This window comes from Permianibacter aggregans (genome assembly GCF_009756665.1).
In the GTDB taxonomy this organism is placed as follows: Bacteria; Pseudomonadota; Gammaproteobacteria; order Enterobacterales; family Permianibacteraceae; genus Permianibacter; species Permianibacter aggregans.
Window position 1 is genome coordinate 1262341 of record NZ_CP037953.1, and the last position, 15603, is coordinate 1277943.

7 protein-coding genes, 6 tRNA genes, 3 rRNA genes, 1 other RNA gene and 1 pseudogene are annotated in these 15603 nt (G+C 54.2%); 2 read left to right on the plus strand and 16 right to left on the minus strand.

All coding sequences use genetic code 11. The annotated features are described in order from the left end of the window. Window positions 1–14: 14 nt before the first annotated feature. The 16 genes and pseudogenes from tuf to tyrS form a co-directional block, all read right to left on the minus strand. Window positions 15–1203 (minus strand): annotated as a pseudogene (gene tuf / locus E2H98_RS05795) (elongation factor Tu). A 120-nt stretch (window positions 1204–1323) separates the two neighbouring features. Then, a tRNA-Thr gene (locus E2H98_RS05800) sits at window positions 1324–1399 on the minus strand. A 66-nt stretch (window positions 1400–1465) separates the two neighbouring features. Beyond that, window positions 1466–1539 (minus strand) — tRNA-Gly (locus E2H98_RS05805). 72 nt (window positions 1540–1611) lie between these two features. Beyond that, a non-coding RNA gene (locus E2H98_RS05810) (RtT sRNA) lies at window positions 1612–1767 on the minus strand. Window positions 1768–1808: 41 nt separating this feature from the next. After that, window positions 1809–1893, minus strand: a tRNA-Tyr gene (locus E2H98_RS05815). A gap of 107 nt (window positions 1894–2000) precedes the next feature. Then, a tRNA-Thr gene (locus E2H98_RS05820) sits at window positions 2001–2076 on the minus strand. A 25-nt stretch (window positions 2077–2101) separates the two neighbouring features. Beyond that, a complete protein-coding gene (locus E2H98_RS05825) occupies window positions 2102–2878 on the minus strand; it encodes a hypothetical protein (protein WP_133593834.1) in 777 nt (258 codons plus the stop codon). Window position 2879: 1 nt separating this feature from the next. After that, window positions 2880–3608 (minus strand): type III pantothenate kinase, encoded by a 729-nt coding sequence (locus E2H98_RS05830; RefSeq protein WP_157591264.1) that lies wholly within the window; start codon window positions 3606–3608, stop codon window positions 2880–2882. After that, on the minus strand, window positions 3595–4575 hold the full coding sequence (birA, locus tag E2H98_RS05835; protein WP_133593838.1) for a bifunctional biotin--[acetyl-CoA-carboxylase] ligase/biotin operon repressor BirA: 981 nt from the start codon (window positions 4573–4575) through the stop codon (window positions 3595–3597). The genes E2H98_RS05830 and birA overlap by 14 nt, the downstream gene beginning before the upstream one ends. Beyond that, on the minus strand, window positions 4572–5612 hold the full coding sequence (murB, locus tag E2H98_RS05840) for a UDP-N-acetylmuramate dehydrogenase (protein ID WP_133593840.1): 1041 nt from the start codon (window positions 5610–5612) through the stop codon (window positions 4572–4574). The genes birA and murB overlap by 4 nt, the downstream gene beginning before the upstream one ends. A gap of 191 nt (window positions 5613–5803) precedes the next feature. Next, window positions 5804–5917: ribosomal RNA gene (rrf, locus tag E2H98_RS05845) — 5S ribosomal RNA — on the minus strand. A 181-nt stretch (window positions 5918–6098) separates the two neighbouring features. Continuing rightward, window positions 6099–8992: ribosomal RNA gene (locus E2H98_RS05850) — 23S ribosomal RNA — on the minus strand. 307 nt (window positions 8993–9299) lie between these two features. Next, window positions 9300–9375, minus strand: a tRNA-Ala gene (locus E2H98_RS05855). Window positions 9376–9398: 23 nt separating this feature from the next. Then, window positions 9399–9475, minus strand: a tRNA-Ile gene (locus tag E2H98_RS05860). A gap of 68 nt (window positions 9476–9543) precedes the next feature. Further along, window positions 9544–11071 (minus strand): 16S ribosomal RNA (locus E2H98_RS05865). Together the 16S, 23S and 5S rRNA genes with 2 tRNA genes alongside form the textbook arrangement of a ribosomal RNA operon. 506 nt (window positions 11072–11577) lie before the next feature. Beyond that, window positions 11578–12777: a tyrosine--tRNA ligase gene (tyrS, locus tag E2H98_RS05870; protein WP_133592063.1), complete on the minus strand. Its 1200-nt coding sequence runs from the start codon at window positions 12775–12777 to the stop codon at window positions 11578–11580. 247 nt (window positions 12778–13024) lie between these two features. Between tyrS and E2H98_RS05875 the strand changes: the two genes are divergently transcribed. Together E2H98_RS05875 and E2H98_RS05880 are read left to right on the plus strand one after the other, a co-directional pair. Further along, a complete protein-coding gene (locus tag E2H98_RS05875; RefSeq protein WP_162848200.1) occupies window positions 13025–14386 on the plus strand; it encodes an OapA family protein in 1362 nt (453 codons plus the stop codon). A 67-nt stretch (window positions 14387–14453) separates the two neighbouring features. Further along, window positions 14454–15566: an anhydro-N-acetylmuramic acid kinase gene (locus E2H98_RS05880; protein WP_133592067.1), complete on the plus strand. Its 1113-nt coding sequence runs from the start codon at window positions 14454–14456 to the stop codon at window positions 15564–15566. Window positions 15567–15603: the final 37 nt, after the last annotated feature.

Consider the following 15603-nt stretch of genomic DNA (forward strand, 5'->3'; position numbering starts at 1 on the left):
TATTACCGTATTACTTAGGCAATAACTTTCGCGACAACGCCGGCGCCAACGGTACGGCCACCTTCGCGAATCGCGAAGCGCAGACCGTCGTCCATGGCGATCGGGGCGATCAGCGTGACGACCATCTTGATGTTGTCGCCAGGCATGACCATCTCGACACCTTCCGGCAGCTCAACAGCACCGGTGACGTCCGTGGTACGGAAGTAGAACTGCGGGCGGTAGCCTTTGAAGAACGGGGTGTGACGACCACCTTCTTCTTTCGACAGCACGTACACTTCCGACTCGAACTTGGTGTGCGGCTTGATCGAACCCGGCTTGGCCAGTACCTGACCACGCTCGACTTCTTCACGCTTGGTACCGCGCAGCAGCACGCCAACGTTGTCACCAGCACGGCCTTCGTCCAGCAGTTTGCGGAACATTTCAACACCGGTGCAGGTGGTCTTCTGGGTGTCACGGATACCGACGATTTCGATTTCTTCGCCGACTTTGATGATGCCGCGCTCTACACGACCGGTCACACGTACCGCGACCGGAGATCGAGAACACGTCTTCGACCGGCAGCAGGAACGGCTTGTCGATGGCACGTTCTGGCTCAGGAATATAGGTATCCAGGGTTTCCAGCAGTTTCAGGACGGCTTGCTCGCCGAACTCGCCTTTGTCGCCTTCGATCGCCAGTTTCGCCGAACCACGGATGATCGGGGTGTCGTCGCCTGGGAATTCGTAGGTGCTCAGCAGTTCACGCACTTCCATTTCGACCAGCTCGAGCAGCTCGGCGTCGTCGACCATGTCGCACTTGTTCAGGAACACAACGATGTACGGTACACCGACCTGACGGGCCAGCAGGATGTGTTCACGGGTCTGCGGCATGGGGCCGTCAGCAGCCGAGCACACCAGGATCGCGCCGTCCATCTGGGCGGCACCGGTGATCATGTTCTTGACATAGTCAGCGTGGCCCGGGCAGTCAACGTGCGCGTAGTGGCGGTTGGCGGTTTCGTATTCGACGTGGGCGGTGTTGATGGTAATACCGCGAGCGCGCTCTTCCGGGGCGCTGTCGATTTCGTCGTAGTTCTTGACCTGGCCACCGCTGGTACGGGCCGACACGATGGTCAGGGCCGCGGTCAGCGAAGTCTTGCCATGGTCAACGTGACCAATGGTGCCCACGTTGACGTGGGGCTTTTTACGTTCAAATTTTTCCTTAGACATAGCGGCCTCCGCGGTCTGACTAACAAAAATAGTGTTTTAGAAACACCCATAGGCCGCTACACCAGGCAGCAGCCTTCCGAGGCAAATACCTCAAAAGCAACGATGTTTGGCATCGCAATCTGGTGCTGATATCCGGACTTGAACCGGAGACCTCTCCCTTACCAAGGGAGTGCTCTACCTACTGAGCTATATCAGCATCAATCTTTTTCGCCCTAACGGGCTGGCGTTACCTACTGCTGCGGTTCGCGGCAATAGCGCAACTTGGAGCGGGTAGCGGGAATCGAACCCGCGCTATTAGCTTGGAAGGCTAAAGTTCTACCATTGAACTATACCCGCGGGTTTTTTGTGTACTCGCCACAAAATCCAACACAGCTGCTCACATCATCCTGAAGCAACTGTTTAGTAATTTGGTGGAGGGGGAAGGATTACTCAGGTCATCCTGACCTTCGCCCTCCGGGCTGTCACACTTCGTGTGACGTGCCAATTCGCTCCTGGCGAATTGGTCGAACCTTCTGCTCACTTACGTTCGCCGAAGCTTCTCATCCTTCCCCCGCGAGGGTTTGGATGCCCGTGCATGACTTCACCAATCATGCGACTTTAAAATTTGGTGGAGGGGGAAGGATTCGAACCTTCGAAGGCAGTGCCGGCAGATTTACAGTCTGCTCCCTTTGGCCACTCGGGTACCCCTCCGGTATTTCATCACTTGCGGCTGGGTAACCAGCATCACTGCGGCCCGCAAAGAGCGGCGCATTCTGCCAACCTGGCCAGCAATTTGCAAGCAATCACCTTTGCAGTAATGGTGCCGGCTGTGGGACTCGAACTCACGACCTACTGATTACAAGTCAGTTGCTCTACCAACTGAGCTAAGCCGGCCCGACCCTGCAAAGGGGCGCAAATTTTACTGAGCATCAGTAGAAGGTGCAATGGGCGGGCAGTCGGTTTTTTGCCAATTTTCCGGAATATTTTCGTTATTCGAGGCGGTTTGCCTAATTAATGCACGATGCATTGTTTGAGTACGTACGCGCGTCAACGTACGCGCATCATCAATCCCCAAGCGCTTGGCGTCATTGAGTCGAATCTGCACCGACTCTTCGCTACTGAATAGGCCCAGTGAAATACCGCCCTTTTGCTCACCACGATTGATATAGGCACTTTCAATATCCATGGTTTTCAATTCACGCAAGCGCTCAAGTGTTTCCTCTCTGGTGGCTTTCGGCTCAATCCACACCAAATAACTGCGACCAGACTCCTGCTCTTGCTGCTGACGTTCAAGCACGTCGGCAGCATTTACCTCCAGCGCATTTTCCTGCCAATCCGTCCAATAGCAGAACGTTTCCGGCAAGCTGACGAGTGGCTCTTGCACTGTTGCAGAATGCGTTTGCGTATCTACCGCTTGGCTATCGCTCGATGCGGTCGGTTGTGAATTCGAAACGGTGATGGCATCACTCGTCGCAGTGGACTCATCAGCACGCCAATCCGGCATGGGTTCCACTTGCGTTGTGACATCTTCCTCAACAATCGGCAAGCGGCGCTCCGCATTGATCTGCACCGATTGCGGCGACAATTCGATTTCTCGATCGCTGCTCGTTGCCGGTGTCGGCGTATCTGCCTGCCACCAGCGCCAGCCAAAATACAGCGCATTCATCAGCAATAGACTGATGACCACCCAACGCACGTCAGCGCTCCTCCGCGAAAATTTGTAGCCCTTCAATCACCAAATTCGGGCGCCATTCGGCCTCAATACTCAATGCCGATTGCAGGCGCAAGGCATCGCCACCGGTGATCAACCAGCGCGCCTCACGGGCGCCAGGCCACTGTGCCAACACGTATTCAAGATAACCGGTCGCCATCGCAAACACGCCGTGATGTACGCATTGCTCGGTGCTTTTTCCCGGCCCAATCTCGCCCCAATTCAAGGCATTGAATTTAACGTTGGCGGTACCGGAAAACAGCGCTCTGGTCATCAAATTCAGACCCGGCACGATATGGCCGCCAAGATGCTGACCGTTGCCATCGACATAGTCGACTGTGATGGCGCTGCCCGCATCGACAACCACAAATGCGCTTTGTTCTTGCTGCCAGGCAGCCAACATCACCATCCAGCGGTCAACACCAAGCCGGCTGATCTCTTGATAACTGTTGCGCAACCCGTTGCGTTCTTGTTCGCTGCGCGCCCAATGCACATTCGCGTCAGCAATTTGCTTTGCTGCCGTTTCCACTGCCTGACGAACGCTTGGGTTGGCAACGGAGCTTGCCCAGACTGGCGTGCCTTTCGGAATGGCTTGCCAAATCGGCGCCGACTGTAAATCGTCCGGTTGTTGATAAGCGAGCGCACCGCCATGCTCATCGGCGGCGGTGCCGTATAACCACTTCATCCGGGAATTGCCGATATCAAGCCATAGCATGGGGATTACCTCCTCGCAGCGACACATCACCGACTTGAATGCGTTCCACGCCATTTACTGTGCTCAGCAACAAACTCCCGGTTTCATCTACACCGTGATGAATACCGCTGATCGTTTGCTGAAAACTGCTGATGTCGATGCGCTGATCAAGATAGACATCGCGTTGCAAATAACGCTGACGGAACGGCGAAAAGCCTTCGCGATCAAACTGCGCTGACATTCGTGCAATCTGTTCGACCAAGGCGCGAACCAAGGTGTTCCGTCCTGGCAAACGCGGACTGCACTGATGCAAAGCAATCCAAGGCTGATCGATCGTGGGCGCTGATCGCATCCGGACATTGACGCCGACACCAATGACTACCTGACAGGGACCGCCGGCCTCACCGCTCAGTTCAATCAGCACGCCGCCAAGCTTCTGCTCACCGATGCGTAAATCATTCGGCCATTTCAAACCAATCTCACGCTGACTGAATGGCTGCAGGGCCTCCGCACAGGCGACGCCGACGGCAAGACTCAAGCCGCCCAAACCTTCCAGACCACAGCGGAATTGCCGCTTCAGCGACAGGTAGATATTGCTGGCAAACGGCGACTGCCACTGTCTGCCGCGCCGCCCGCGCCCAGCGGTTTGGTATTCCGCCACGCAGATCTGCAACGAATCCGACGATACCGGTGCTTGCTGCATCAAATAGGCGTTGGTCGAATCAATCTCGGCAAATACCGACCATTGCAACGGCTCATCGGTTTGCAGAGATGGATGTCGCAGCGCTTCTTCGTCAAGCAAATCCAGCGGAGCAGCGAGTTGATAGCCTTTGCCTGCCACCGCTTGCACCTCAATGCCCAGCTCGGATAATTGCTGAAGATGCTTCCAGACCGCAGCACGCGAAACACCCAACACTTCGCCAATCGCCGTACCCGAATGCACGCCTCCGTCGGCCAGCAAGCGCAACACCTGATAGCGATCGGTCATAGCACGACGTCCTCGGCCCGACGATTCAGAATCCGCACTTCCGGCTCAAGCGCAATGGAGAATTTCTGCCAAACCGTATCACGCACTTCACGGGCGACATCAAACAACTGCTGGCCGCTCGCCTTACCATAATTAACGATCACCAGCGCTTGCAGTTCATGCACACCGGCATCGCCCCGACGCATGCCTTTTAGTCCGGCACGTTCGATCAGCCAGCCAGCGGCAAGTTTTATCCGACCATCCGATTGAGGATAGTGCGGCACTTTTTCGTACTGGCTACGCAAAGATTCAAACACTTCCGGAGATACAATCGGATTCTTGAAAAAACTGCCGGCATTACCAAGCTTTGCTGGATCAGGCAGCTTTGATTGCCGCACGGCGATTACCGCTTCGGCGACACACTTCGCTGTGATCAGGTGTTCCGGTGTTGCAGCAAGAGCCTGCCGCAAAGCTTCGTAACCGGTATTCAGTGGCGCGTTGCGCGACAAACGAAATGCCACCGATGAAATCAGAAACCGTCCTTTGCCTTCGCGTTTGAAAAACGAATCGCGATACCCAAACTGCAGTTGTTCAGGCAGGAATCGATGAAGCTCACCAGAGGTGATTTCATAGGCATCAACATGCGCGATCCGGTCAGCCACTTCGACACCGTATGCGCCGATATTCTGAATCGGTGCCGCGCCGACGTTGCCCGGAATCAGCGCCAAATTTTCCAAGCCCTGCCAGCCGGAGTCGAGAGTTTGCATCACGAACTGATGCCAGCTTTCACCTGCGCCAACAACAACAAGCGCCTCGTTTTCATCGAATGGCTCAATCGAGACGCCAGAGATTTCTGGCACGATGACTAAAGCGTCCACCGAGTCATCCAGCAATAGCAGATTGGAACCGGCGCCGACGATCAATGAAGGAAGCAAGGAGTCTGACGCAATGGCAAGCGACTCAACCATCAATTTGCCATTTGCTGGTCGCAACATCGCTCTAGCGCGACAGCCAAGAGAAAACGTATTAGCAATCAGTTGATCAGATAGCGGCGGCATTGATGGGCGCAAAGAAGAAAGCCAGCGGCCATTATTTCACAGAAGGAACCGCAAGAATAATTGACGGCGCTAATTTGCCAAGCATCAAGTAGCGATAGTGATTTGCTTAGCCAGAATAGATTCGCTTCGGTCACAAGAACCGCGCAAAGCAAAAAGCCCAGCTGATGAGCTGGGCTTTTTGGGTTTTAAGAGCTTGGCAATGTCCTACTTTCGCATGGGCAATCCACACTATCATCGGCGCTGAACGTTTTCACTTCCGAGTTCGGAATGGGATCGGGTGGTTCCCGTTCGCTATCGTCGCCAAGCAAACTGTTTCGCTGTCCCGCTTCACTTTGCAGCGAAGCCAAACAGCCAATTCGGATAACAAGATTGTAAAGCTTTTTCAGTAATACCATCTCAACTAAGGCATTCACCGTACGACCTCCATGGATGGAGGAAGTGCTGTTGTGGTCTGGAACCACATCAGCGAAACGCTTTGGGCGTTATATGGTCAAGCCTCACGGGCAATTAGTATCAGTTAGCTCAACGTATCACTACGCTTACACACCTGACCTATCAACGTCGTAGTCTGCGACGACCCTTCAGGGGGATTGAATCCCCAGTGAGAACTAATCTTGGGAGAGGCTTCCCGCTTAGATGCTTTCAGCGGTTATCCCGTCCACACATAGCTACCCGACAATGCCACTGGCGTGACAATCGGAACACCAGAGGTGTGTCCACTCCGGTCCTCTCGTACTAGGAGCAGCTTCCCTCAATTCTCAAACGCCCACGGAAGATAGGGACCGAACTGTCTCACGACGTTCTGAACCCAGCTCGCGTACCACTTTAAATGGCGAACAGCCATACCCTTGGGACCGGCTACAGCCCCAGGATGTGATGAGCCGACATCGAGGTGCCAAACACCGCCGTCGATATGAACTCTTGGGCGGTATCAGCCTGTTATCCCCGGAGTACCTTTTATCCGTTGAGCGATGGCCCTTCCATACAGAACCACCGGATCACTTAGACCGTCTTTCGACCCTGCTCGACATGTACGTCTCGCAGTCAAGCGCGCTTTTGCCTATACACAATCCCGACGATTTCCGACCGTCGTTAGCGCACCATCGTGCTCCTCCGTTACGCTTTAGGAGGAGACCGCCCCAGTCAAACTGCCCACCACACATTGTCCCCGACCCAGATCATGGGCCTAGGTTAGAACTCAAAACATACCAGGCTGGTATTTCAAGGTTGACTCCACCGAAACTGGCGTCTCGGCTTCAAAGTCTCCCAGCTATCCTACACAAGCAGGTTCTAAGTCCAATGTGAAGCTACAGTAAAGGTTCACGGGGTCTTTCCGTCTTTCCGCGGGTACACTGCATCTTCACAGCGATTTCAATTTCACTGAGTCTCGGGTGGAGACAGTGCCGCCATCATTACGCCATTCGTGCAGGTCGGAACTTACCCGACAAGGAATTTCGCTACCTTAGGACCGTTATAGTTACGGCCGCCGTTTACCGGGGCTTCGATCAAGAGCTTCGCTTGCGCTAACCCCATCAATTAACCTTCCGGCACCGGGCAGGCGTCACACCCTATACGTCCACTTTCGTGTTTGCAGAGTGCTGTGTTTTTGATAAACAGTTGCAGCAGCCTATTTACTGAGACCAGCTCATGCTTCAGCCGCAAGGGCTTACACACGGGCCGGCGCACCTTCTCCCGAAGTTACGGTGCCAATTTGCCTAGTTCCTTCACCCGAGTTCTCTCAAGCGCCTTGGTATACTCAACCTGACCACCTGTGTCGGTTTCGGGTACGATTTCGTGTTGCCTGAAGCTTAGAAGATTTTCCTGGAAGCAGGGCATCTAGCACTTCACGTCCGTGGACGCTCGTCATCAGCTCTCAGCATTGTTCCCCCGGATTTGCCTAAGGGAACTGCCTACGACCTTAAACCGGAACTACCGTTCTCCGGATGCTATAGCCTTCTCCGTCTCTCCATCGCAGCAACACCAAGTACAGGAATATTAACCTGTTTCCCATCGACTACGCTTTTCAGCCTCGCCTTAGGGGTCGACTTACCCAGCTCCGATTAACGTCGAACTGGAACCCTTGGTCTTTCGGCGTGGGGGTTTTTCACCCCCATTATCGTTACTCATGTCAGCATTCGCACTCGTGATACCTCCAGCAAACCTTACGATTCACCTTCACAGGCGTACACGACGCTCCTCTACCATGCACCTTGCGGTGCATCCGCAGCTTCGGTATATCACTTAGCCCCGTTACATCTTCCGCGCAGGCCGACTCGACCAGTGAGCTATTACGCTTTCTTTAAATGATGGCTGCTTCTAAGCCAACATCCTGGCTGTTTTAGCCTTCCCACATCGTTTCCCACTTAGTGATAATTTGGGGACCTTAGCTGGCGGTCTGGGTTGTCTCCCTCTTCACGACGGACGTTAGCACCCGCCGTGTGTCTCCCATGCTCATACTTCCCGGTATTCGGAGTTTGCATCGGGTTGGTAGGTCGGGATGACCCCCTAGCCGAAACAGTGCTCTACCCCCGGGAGCAATACATGAGGCACTACCTAAATAGCTTTCGAGGAGAACCAGCTATCACCACGTTTGATTAGCCTTTCACCCCTAGTCACAGCTCATCCCCGACCTTTTCAACGGGCGTGGGTTCGGACCTCCACGAAGTGTTACCTTCGCTTCATCCTGGCCATGACTAGATCACGTGGTTTCGGGTCTACAGCCTGCTACTAATCGCCCTATTCAGACTCGCTTTCGCTACGCCTCCCCTATTCGGTTAAGCTCGCAACAGACCGTAACTCGCTGACCCATTATACAAAAGGTACGCAGTCACCCTTGCGGGCTCCCACTGCTTGTATGCATACGGTTTCAGGTTCTATTTCACTCCCCTAACAGGGGTTCTTTTCGCCTTTCCCTCACGGTACTGGTTCACTATCGGTCGATCAGGAGTATTTAGCCTTGGAGGATGGTCCCCCCATGTTCAGACAGGGTTTCTCGTGCCCCGCCCTACTTGTTACAGACTTAGTTCCACACTCTATATTTCGCGTACGGGGCTATCACCCACTATGGCCTCACTTTCCAGAGAGTTCCGCTATATAAAATGCTAAAGACTGTTGGCTGGTCCCCGTTCGCTCGCCGCTACTAGGAGAATCTCGGTTGATTTCTGTTCCTATGGCTACTGAGATGTTTCACTTCGCCACGTTCGCCTCGTACAGCTATGTATTCACTGTACGATGACCGTCTAAACGGCCGGGTTTCCCCATTCGGACATCCTGGGATATAACGTCTGTTTACCGACTCCCCCAGGCTTTTCGCAGGTTACTACGTCCTTCATCGCCTCTGATCGCCAAGGCATCCACCATATGCACTTATTCACTTGACCATATAACCCCAAAGGGTCTCAAATCAAAGCGAATACCTTACTTATTGCTGACATGGTATTACCTATCGAATGCGCGGTCTCACCCGCCCATTCAGAGCGCACAACTTCTCAGCTGCACACTCGCGCTTTCAATCTTGTCATCCAAATTGTTAAAGAACGATACCGACGACCTACATGGATGTAGGAGTGTCGCTAATGCAGGAGCATTTTGCGACCGCAAACGTCAGTGCCCAATCTTCTTTTCTCTTTCGAGCAAAAAGACTCGGCACTGACATTCGACTTTGACTGACTAGTAACTTGCGCTTGATGGTGGAGCTAATCGGATTCGAACCGATGACCCCCTGCTTGCAAAGCAGGTGCTCTACCAACTGAGCTATAGCCCCTTTTGTACAACGCTCACCTAATTTGGTGGGTCTGAGTAGACTTGAACTACCGACCTCACCCTTATCAGGGGTGCGCTCTAACCAGCTGAGCTACAGACCCGTGTTGTCAGTCTTGCCGGACGAAGTAATCTGTGTGAGCACTTAACGCTAAGATTTAGCGACAGGTTTTAAGGAGGTGATCCAGCCGCTGGTTCCCCAACGGCTACCTTGTTACGACTTCACCCCAGTCATCGACCACACCGTGGACGGCGCTCCCCTTGCGGTTAAGCTACCGGCTTCTGGTGCAGTAAACTTCCATGGTGTGACGGGCGGTGTGTACAAGGCCCGGGAACGTATTCACCGCAGCAATGCTGATCTGCGATTACTAGCGATTCCGACTTCACGGAGTCGAGTTGCAGACTCCGATCCGGACTACGATCGGCTTTTTCGGATTGGCTCCATCTCGCGATATCGCAACCGTTTGTACCGACCATTGTAGCACGTGTGTAGCCCTACTCGTAAGGGCCATGATGACTTGACGTCATCCCCACCTTCCTCCGGTTTGTCACCGGCAGTCTCCTTAGAGTTCCCACCATTACGTGTTGGCAACTAAGGACAAGGGTTGCGCTCGTTGCGGGACTTAACCCAACATCTCACGACACGAGCTGACGACAGCCATGCAGCACCTGTCTCAGAATTCCCGAAGGCACTCCCGTATCTCTACAGGATTCTCTGGATGTCAAGAGTAGGTAAGGTTCTTCGCGTTGCATCGAATTAAACCACATGCTCCACCGCTTGTGCGGGCCCCCGTCAATTCATTTGAGTTTCAACCTTGCGGCCGTACTTCCCAGGCGGAGAACTTATCGCGTTAGCTGCGCCACTAAAAACCTCAAGGGTCTCCAACGGCTAGTTCTCATCGTTTACGGCGTGGACTACCAGGGTATCTAATCCTGTTTGCTCCCCACGCTTTCGTGCCTCAGCGTCAGTCTTAGGCCAGATGGTCGCCTTCGCCACTGATGTTCCTTCCGATATCTACGCATTTCACCGCTACACCGGAAATTCCACCATCCTCTCCCAGACTCCAGTCTCCCAGTCTTGAATGCAGTTCCCAGGTTAAGCCCGGGGATTTCACATCCAACTTAAAAGACCGCCTACGCACGCTTTACGCCCAGTAATTCCGATTAACGCTTGCACCCTCTGTATTACCGCGGCTGCTGGCACAGAGTTAGCCGGTGCTTATTCTGCAGGTAACGTCAATTCAACCACGTATTAAGTGGCTGACCTTCCTCCCCGCTTAAAGAGCTTTACAACCCGAAGGCCTTCTTCACTCACGCGGCATGGCTGGATCAGGCTTGCGCCCATTGTCCAATATTCCCCACTGCTGCCTCCCGTAGGAGTCTGGACCGTGTCTCAGTTCCAGTGTGGCTGATCATCCTCTCAGACCAGCTACCGATCGTCGCCTTGGTGAGCCTTTACCTCACCAACTAGCTAATCGGGCATCGGCCGCTCCAATGACGTGAGGCCTTGCGGTCCCCCACTTTCCCCCTCAGGGCGTATGCGGTATTAGCACACCTTTCGGTGTGTTATCCCCCATCACTGGGCACGTTCCGATGCATTCCTCACCCGTCCGCCGCTAGGACCGAAGTCCCCGCTCGACTTGCATGTGTTAAGCCTGCCGCCAGCGTTCAATCTGAGCCATGATCAAACTCTTCAGTTCAAGTCTTTGGCTCTTATCGCTTGGCTAATTTCGAAACTACTATGAATCTCGAGTTCACTAAACGTAAGAGTATTACGATATTTTTCGTCGCTTCTCTCAACGCTAGTGCCCACACAGATTACTTCGTTATCTTGTTAAAGAGCATCGCAACTCATCGCTGCGTCACTTCACTTTCTCGTGAAGCGGGGCGCGCATTCTACAGTATCGCACCACCTTGTCAACACCTTTTTCTGCGCTTTCTGAACCGTCGTTTCCGACCACTTCAGCCCGCTTACCTTCCGGTGCCAACCCCGCCGTCTCGCACTTCCGTGCTCCCCGTCGGTGAGGCGCGCATTATAGGGAGGCCAAAATCGTTCGCAAGCTTTTTTTAAAGGTTTTTGAAAGTTTTTTGAAAAGCCGTACAGGGTTTGAACAAAGCGTTTAAAAGCCGCGCGATTCGCTTAAAAATACGGCGACTATCCGTACTGGAATGCCGCCGTATTTTAGTTTTTATATAAAGAGAAGATTTAGCTAACAGTAACTTTCGCCACCCGACGCTTGCCCACTTGAAATACGGCCGAGGTGCCTATGGCGATTTTCAATTTATCGTCTTCGACTTTTTCGCCATCAATTTTCACCGCACCCTGACGAATCATACGCAGCGCTTCGGAAGTGGACGCCACGAGATTCGCTTCTTTCAATAAATTGGCGATTGGCAATTCACCATCATTGGCCACCACGCTGAGTTCTTCCAGATCTTCCGGCAATGCGCCTTGCGAGAAACGCGCGACAAATTCTGCCTGCGCTTGCTCTGCCGCCTGGTGCGAGTGAAAACGCGCAATAATCTCTTTAGCGAGCTCAAACTTGATATCACGCGGATTACGGCCTTCTTGCATTTCCCGCTTTAATTGCGCGATTTCCGTCAATGGCCGGAAACTGATTAATTCAAACCAACGCCACATCAATTCATCGGAAACCGACATAACCTTACCGAACATATCATTCGGTGCTTCGTTGATGCCGATGTAATTACCGAGCGACTTGGACATTTTCTTGACGCCGTCCAAACCTTCCATCAACGGCATGGTCATGACCATCTGCGGTTTTTGGCCATAGGATTTTTGCAGCTCGCGACCAACCAATAAATTGAATTTCTGATCGGTGCCGCCGAGTTCGATATCACATTTCATCGCGACCGAGTCGTAGCCTTGCACCAATGGATACAGCAACTCATGCATCGCGATCGGTTGGTTGCTCTGGTAACGCTTGGAAAAATCATCGCGCTCCAACATGCGCGCGACCGTGTATTGCGCCGCCAGTTTGATCATGTCGACCGAGGACATCTGATTCATCCAGGTCGAGTTGAACATGATCGTGGTTTTTTCCGGATCAAGAATTTTGAAAACCTGCTCCTGATAAGTCTTGGCATTCTCGGCGACGTCTTCACGTGTCAGTGGCGGGCGGGTAACGCTCTTACCGGTCGGGTCACCGATCATGCCGGTGAAATCGCCAATCAGGAAAATGACCTCGTGACCGAACTGCTGGAACTGACGCATCTTGTTCAGCAGCACAGTGTGGCCCAGATGCAGATCCGGTGCGGTCGGGTCGAAGCCGGCTTTGACTCGCAGCCGTTTGCCGGTCTTCAGCTGCTCTTTCAGCTCCTGCTCGACGATGCATTCGGCGGCGCCGCGCATCAGCTCATCAAATTGTTCCTGCCAGTCGGCCATGCCTTCCTCGGTTTGCTGCTTTATATAGGTAGGGAGTGCCGCGCCATTGCGCGGGGCTGGCGATTCTAGCAGGGCGGCCGGGCCGGCACTATGGCTGCTGGTGCTAAGGGCCTCTCTGCGGTACATGCGTCCTGAAGTAATAGTTAAACCATGCGGCGCATCATGTTGATTTTGCGGAACAATCTATTGACCGTCATGGAACCTTGCCGATATGCTTCTGGGGATTTTTCGGTCGGTATCGGCGTCCATGTCCCAAGCAAGTTACACGGTAAAGCACAGCCGCGATGCCGGCCCCATCGGTCGTATCCTGGCCCGTTTCGGCGCCCGCCACTACATTGCCATCACTGGCATCAGCCTGATTGCCGCCGCATTGTTACTGCCTGAGCGTGATGAGCCGTTACAAGCCGCCCCGCTGCCGGCCACCATCGAGCAAGCGCTGAACGAACACGAGCGCATCGATTTTGATTTGCTGCTGCCGCCATCCGAGCATGTTGCCGAAGTGATGGCGATGCCTTGGCAGCAAGTGAAAATCAGCAACGGCGATAGCATGGCGGTAGCGTTCAAGCGCGCAGGGCTTTCTGCGCAAGACTTACACGCGGTCATGCAGAACGACATCGCCGCGCCCGTGCTGCGAAAAGTGATGCCAGGCCGCCATGTCGAATTCCAAACGGATGAAGAGGGCCGCTTGAGCGCCCTGCGCTATCCGATTGACTCCCTGTCAACGCTATTTGTTGAACGTGAGGGCGATAGCTTCCGTGCCCAAACGCTGGAAAAAGCGGTTGCCACCCGCCCACAATTTGCCAGCGCCACCATCGAAAGCTCGCTGTTCGCGGCCGGCCAGTCTGCAGGCCTCAATGACAGCGTGATCATGGAACTGGCCGGCATTTTCGGTTACGACATCGATTTTGCCTTGGATTTACGTGTCGGCGATCGTTTCTCGGTCGTTTATGAAGAGCGTTTAGTCGAAGGCTTGCCGGCCGGTCCAGGCAATATTCTGGCCGCCGAATTTACTAACCTCGGCAAGACTTTCCGCGCGGTGCGCTATGTTGATGCTAACGGCAAAGCCAGCTATTACACGCCGGATGGTCATAGCATGCGCAAGGCGTTTCTGCGGATGCCGGTGCCGTTTGCCCGGGTCAGTTCCAACTTTAACTTGTCACGCAAACATCCGATTCTGAACCGCATTCGTGCCCACAAAGGTGTCGATTACGCGGCGCCGGCCGGCACCCCGATTTATGCCTCCGGTGATGGCAAAATCAGCTTTGTCGGCACCAAAGGTGGTTATGGCCGTATGGTCGCCATTCAGCACGGCGGCAACTTCACCACCCATTACGCTCACTTGTCGCGCTACGGTAAAGGCATCAGCACCGGCAAGCGCGTCTCGCAAGGCCAGGTCATTGGTTATGTCGGCTCATCAGGCCTAGCCACCGCACCGCATCTCCATTATGAATTTCTGGTCAACGGTGTGCATCGCAACCCGCGCACCGTGCCGCTACCACAAGCCGAACCTGTTCCTGCTGCCGAAAAAGACCGCTTTATCGCGGCAACGGCACCGGTACTGGCAACGCTGGATGCGCATAGCCGTATCATGGTGGCCGATAATCAATAAACGAGGCGGTGCTATAGTTTCCCGATAGCATCGACTGGACACAAAAGGTTGGTATCCGTGAGGGACCATGGCTGAGCTGTACATCGGTGCCCTGTCGGGCACCAGCATCGACGGCATCGATGTCGCGCTGGTGCGTTTCGCACCCGGACCCGAGCTGATCGACACTCATTTTCATACCCTGCCAGGCAGTCTGCGCGAGCAATTGCTGCGCTTGAGCCAACCCGGCGACAACGAAATCGATGCAATGGGCAATGCGGATGTATTGCTTGGCAAAGAGTTCGCCGCCGCCGTCAATGCGTTGTTGGCGAAAACCCATACAGATCCCACTCGCATCCGTGCCATCGGCAGTCATGGCCAAACCATTCGGCATCGGCCACAAAACGATCCGTGCTTTACGTTGCAAATCGGCGATCCGAATGTGATTGCCGTGGAGACCGGCATCCGGGTTGTCGCCGATTTTCGTCGCAAGGATATTGCACTTGGCGGCCAGGGCGCGCCTCTCGTACCAGCTTTTCACGACGCGATTTTCCGCAGCCGGCAGGTTGATCGGGTCATCGTCAACATTGGCGGTATCGCGAATTTGACGGTGCTGCCGCGCGGCCAGTTTTCGCCAATTATTGGCTTCGATACCGGCCCGGGTAACACGCTGCTGGATGCCTGGTGTCAGAAAATGCTCGGCCAGCCGATGGACAAGGATGGCATGTTGGCCGCGCGTGGTCGCATCGTGCCAGCACTGCTGCAATCGATGTTGACCGATCCCTATTTTGGCCGCCGACCACCGAAAACGACCGGCCGTGAATACTTCTCAATGGACTGGCTGAATCATCATCTGAAAGCGATCAGCCGGCCCGGTGTTGCCGATGTTCAGGCGACTTTATTGGCCTTGACCGTGCACACCATTGCCGATGCGATCAAACGCTTGCCGATGCTGAAAACACCTGAGATTTATATCTGCGGCGGCGGTGCGCACAACATCGCCGTGATGCGTTCGCTGCAAGTGCAATTGCCGGAATCGAAAGTCGACAAAACCGATGTCATTGGCGTTGCTGCTGACTGGGTCGAGGCGATGGCATTTGCCTGGTTGGCACGTCAACGCATGCATGAACAACCGGGTAATCTACCGATCGTCACCGGCGCCAGCCGCCCCACCGTATTGGGGAGTGTTTACCTGCCAGGTTGAGGCGGCTGAATTGCCATCTGCAGGCAATTGCGCAAGG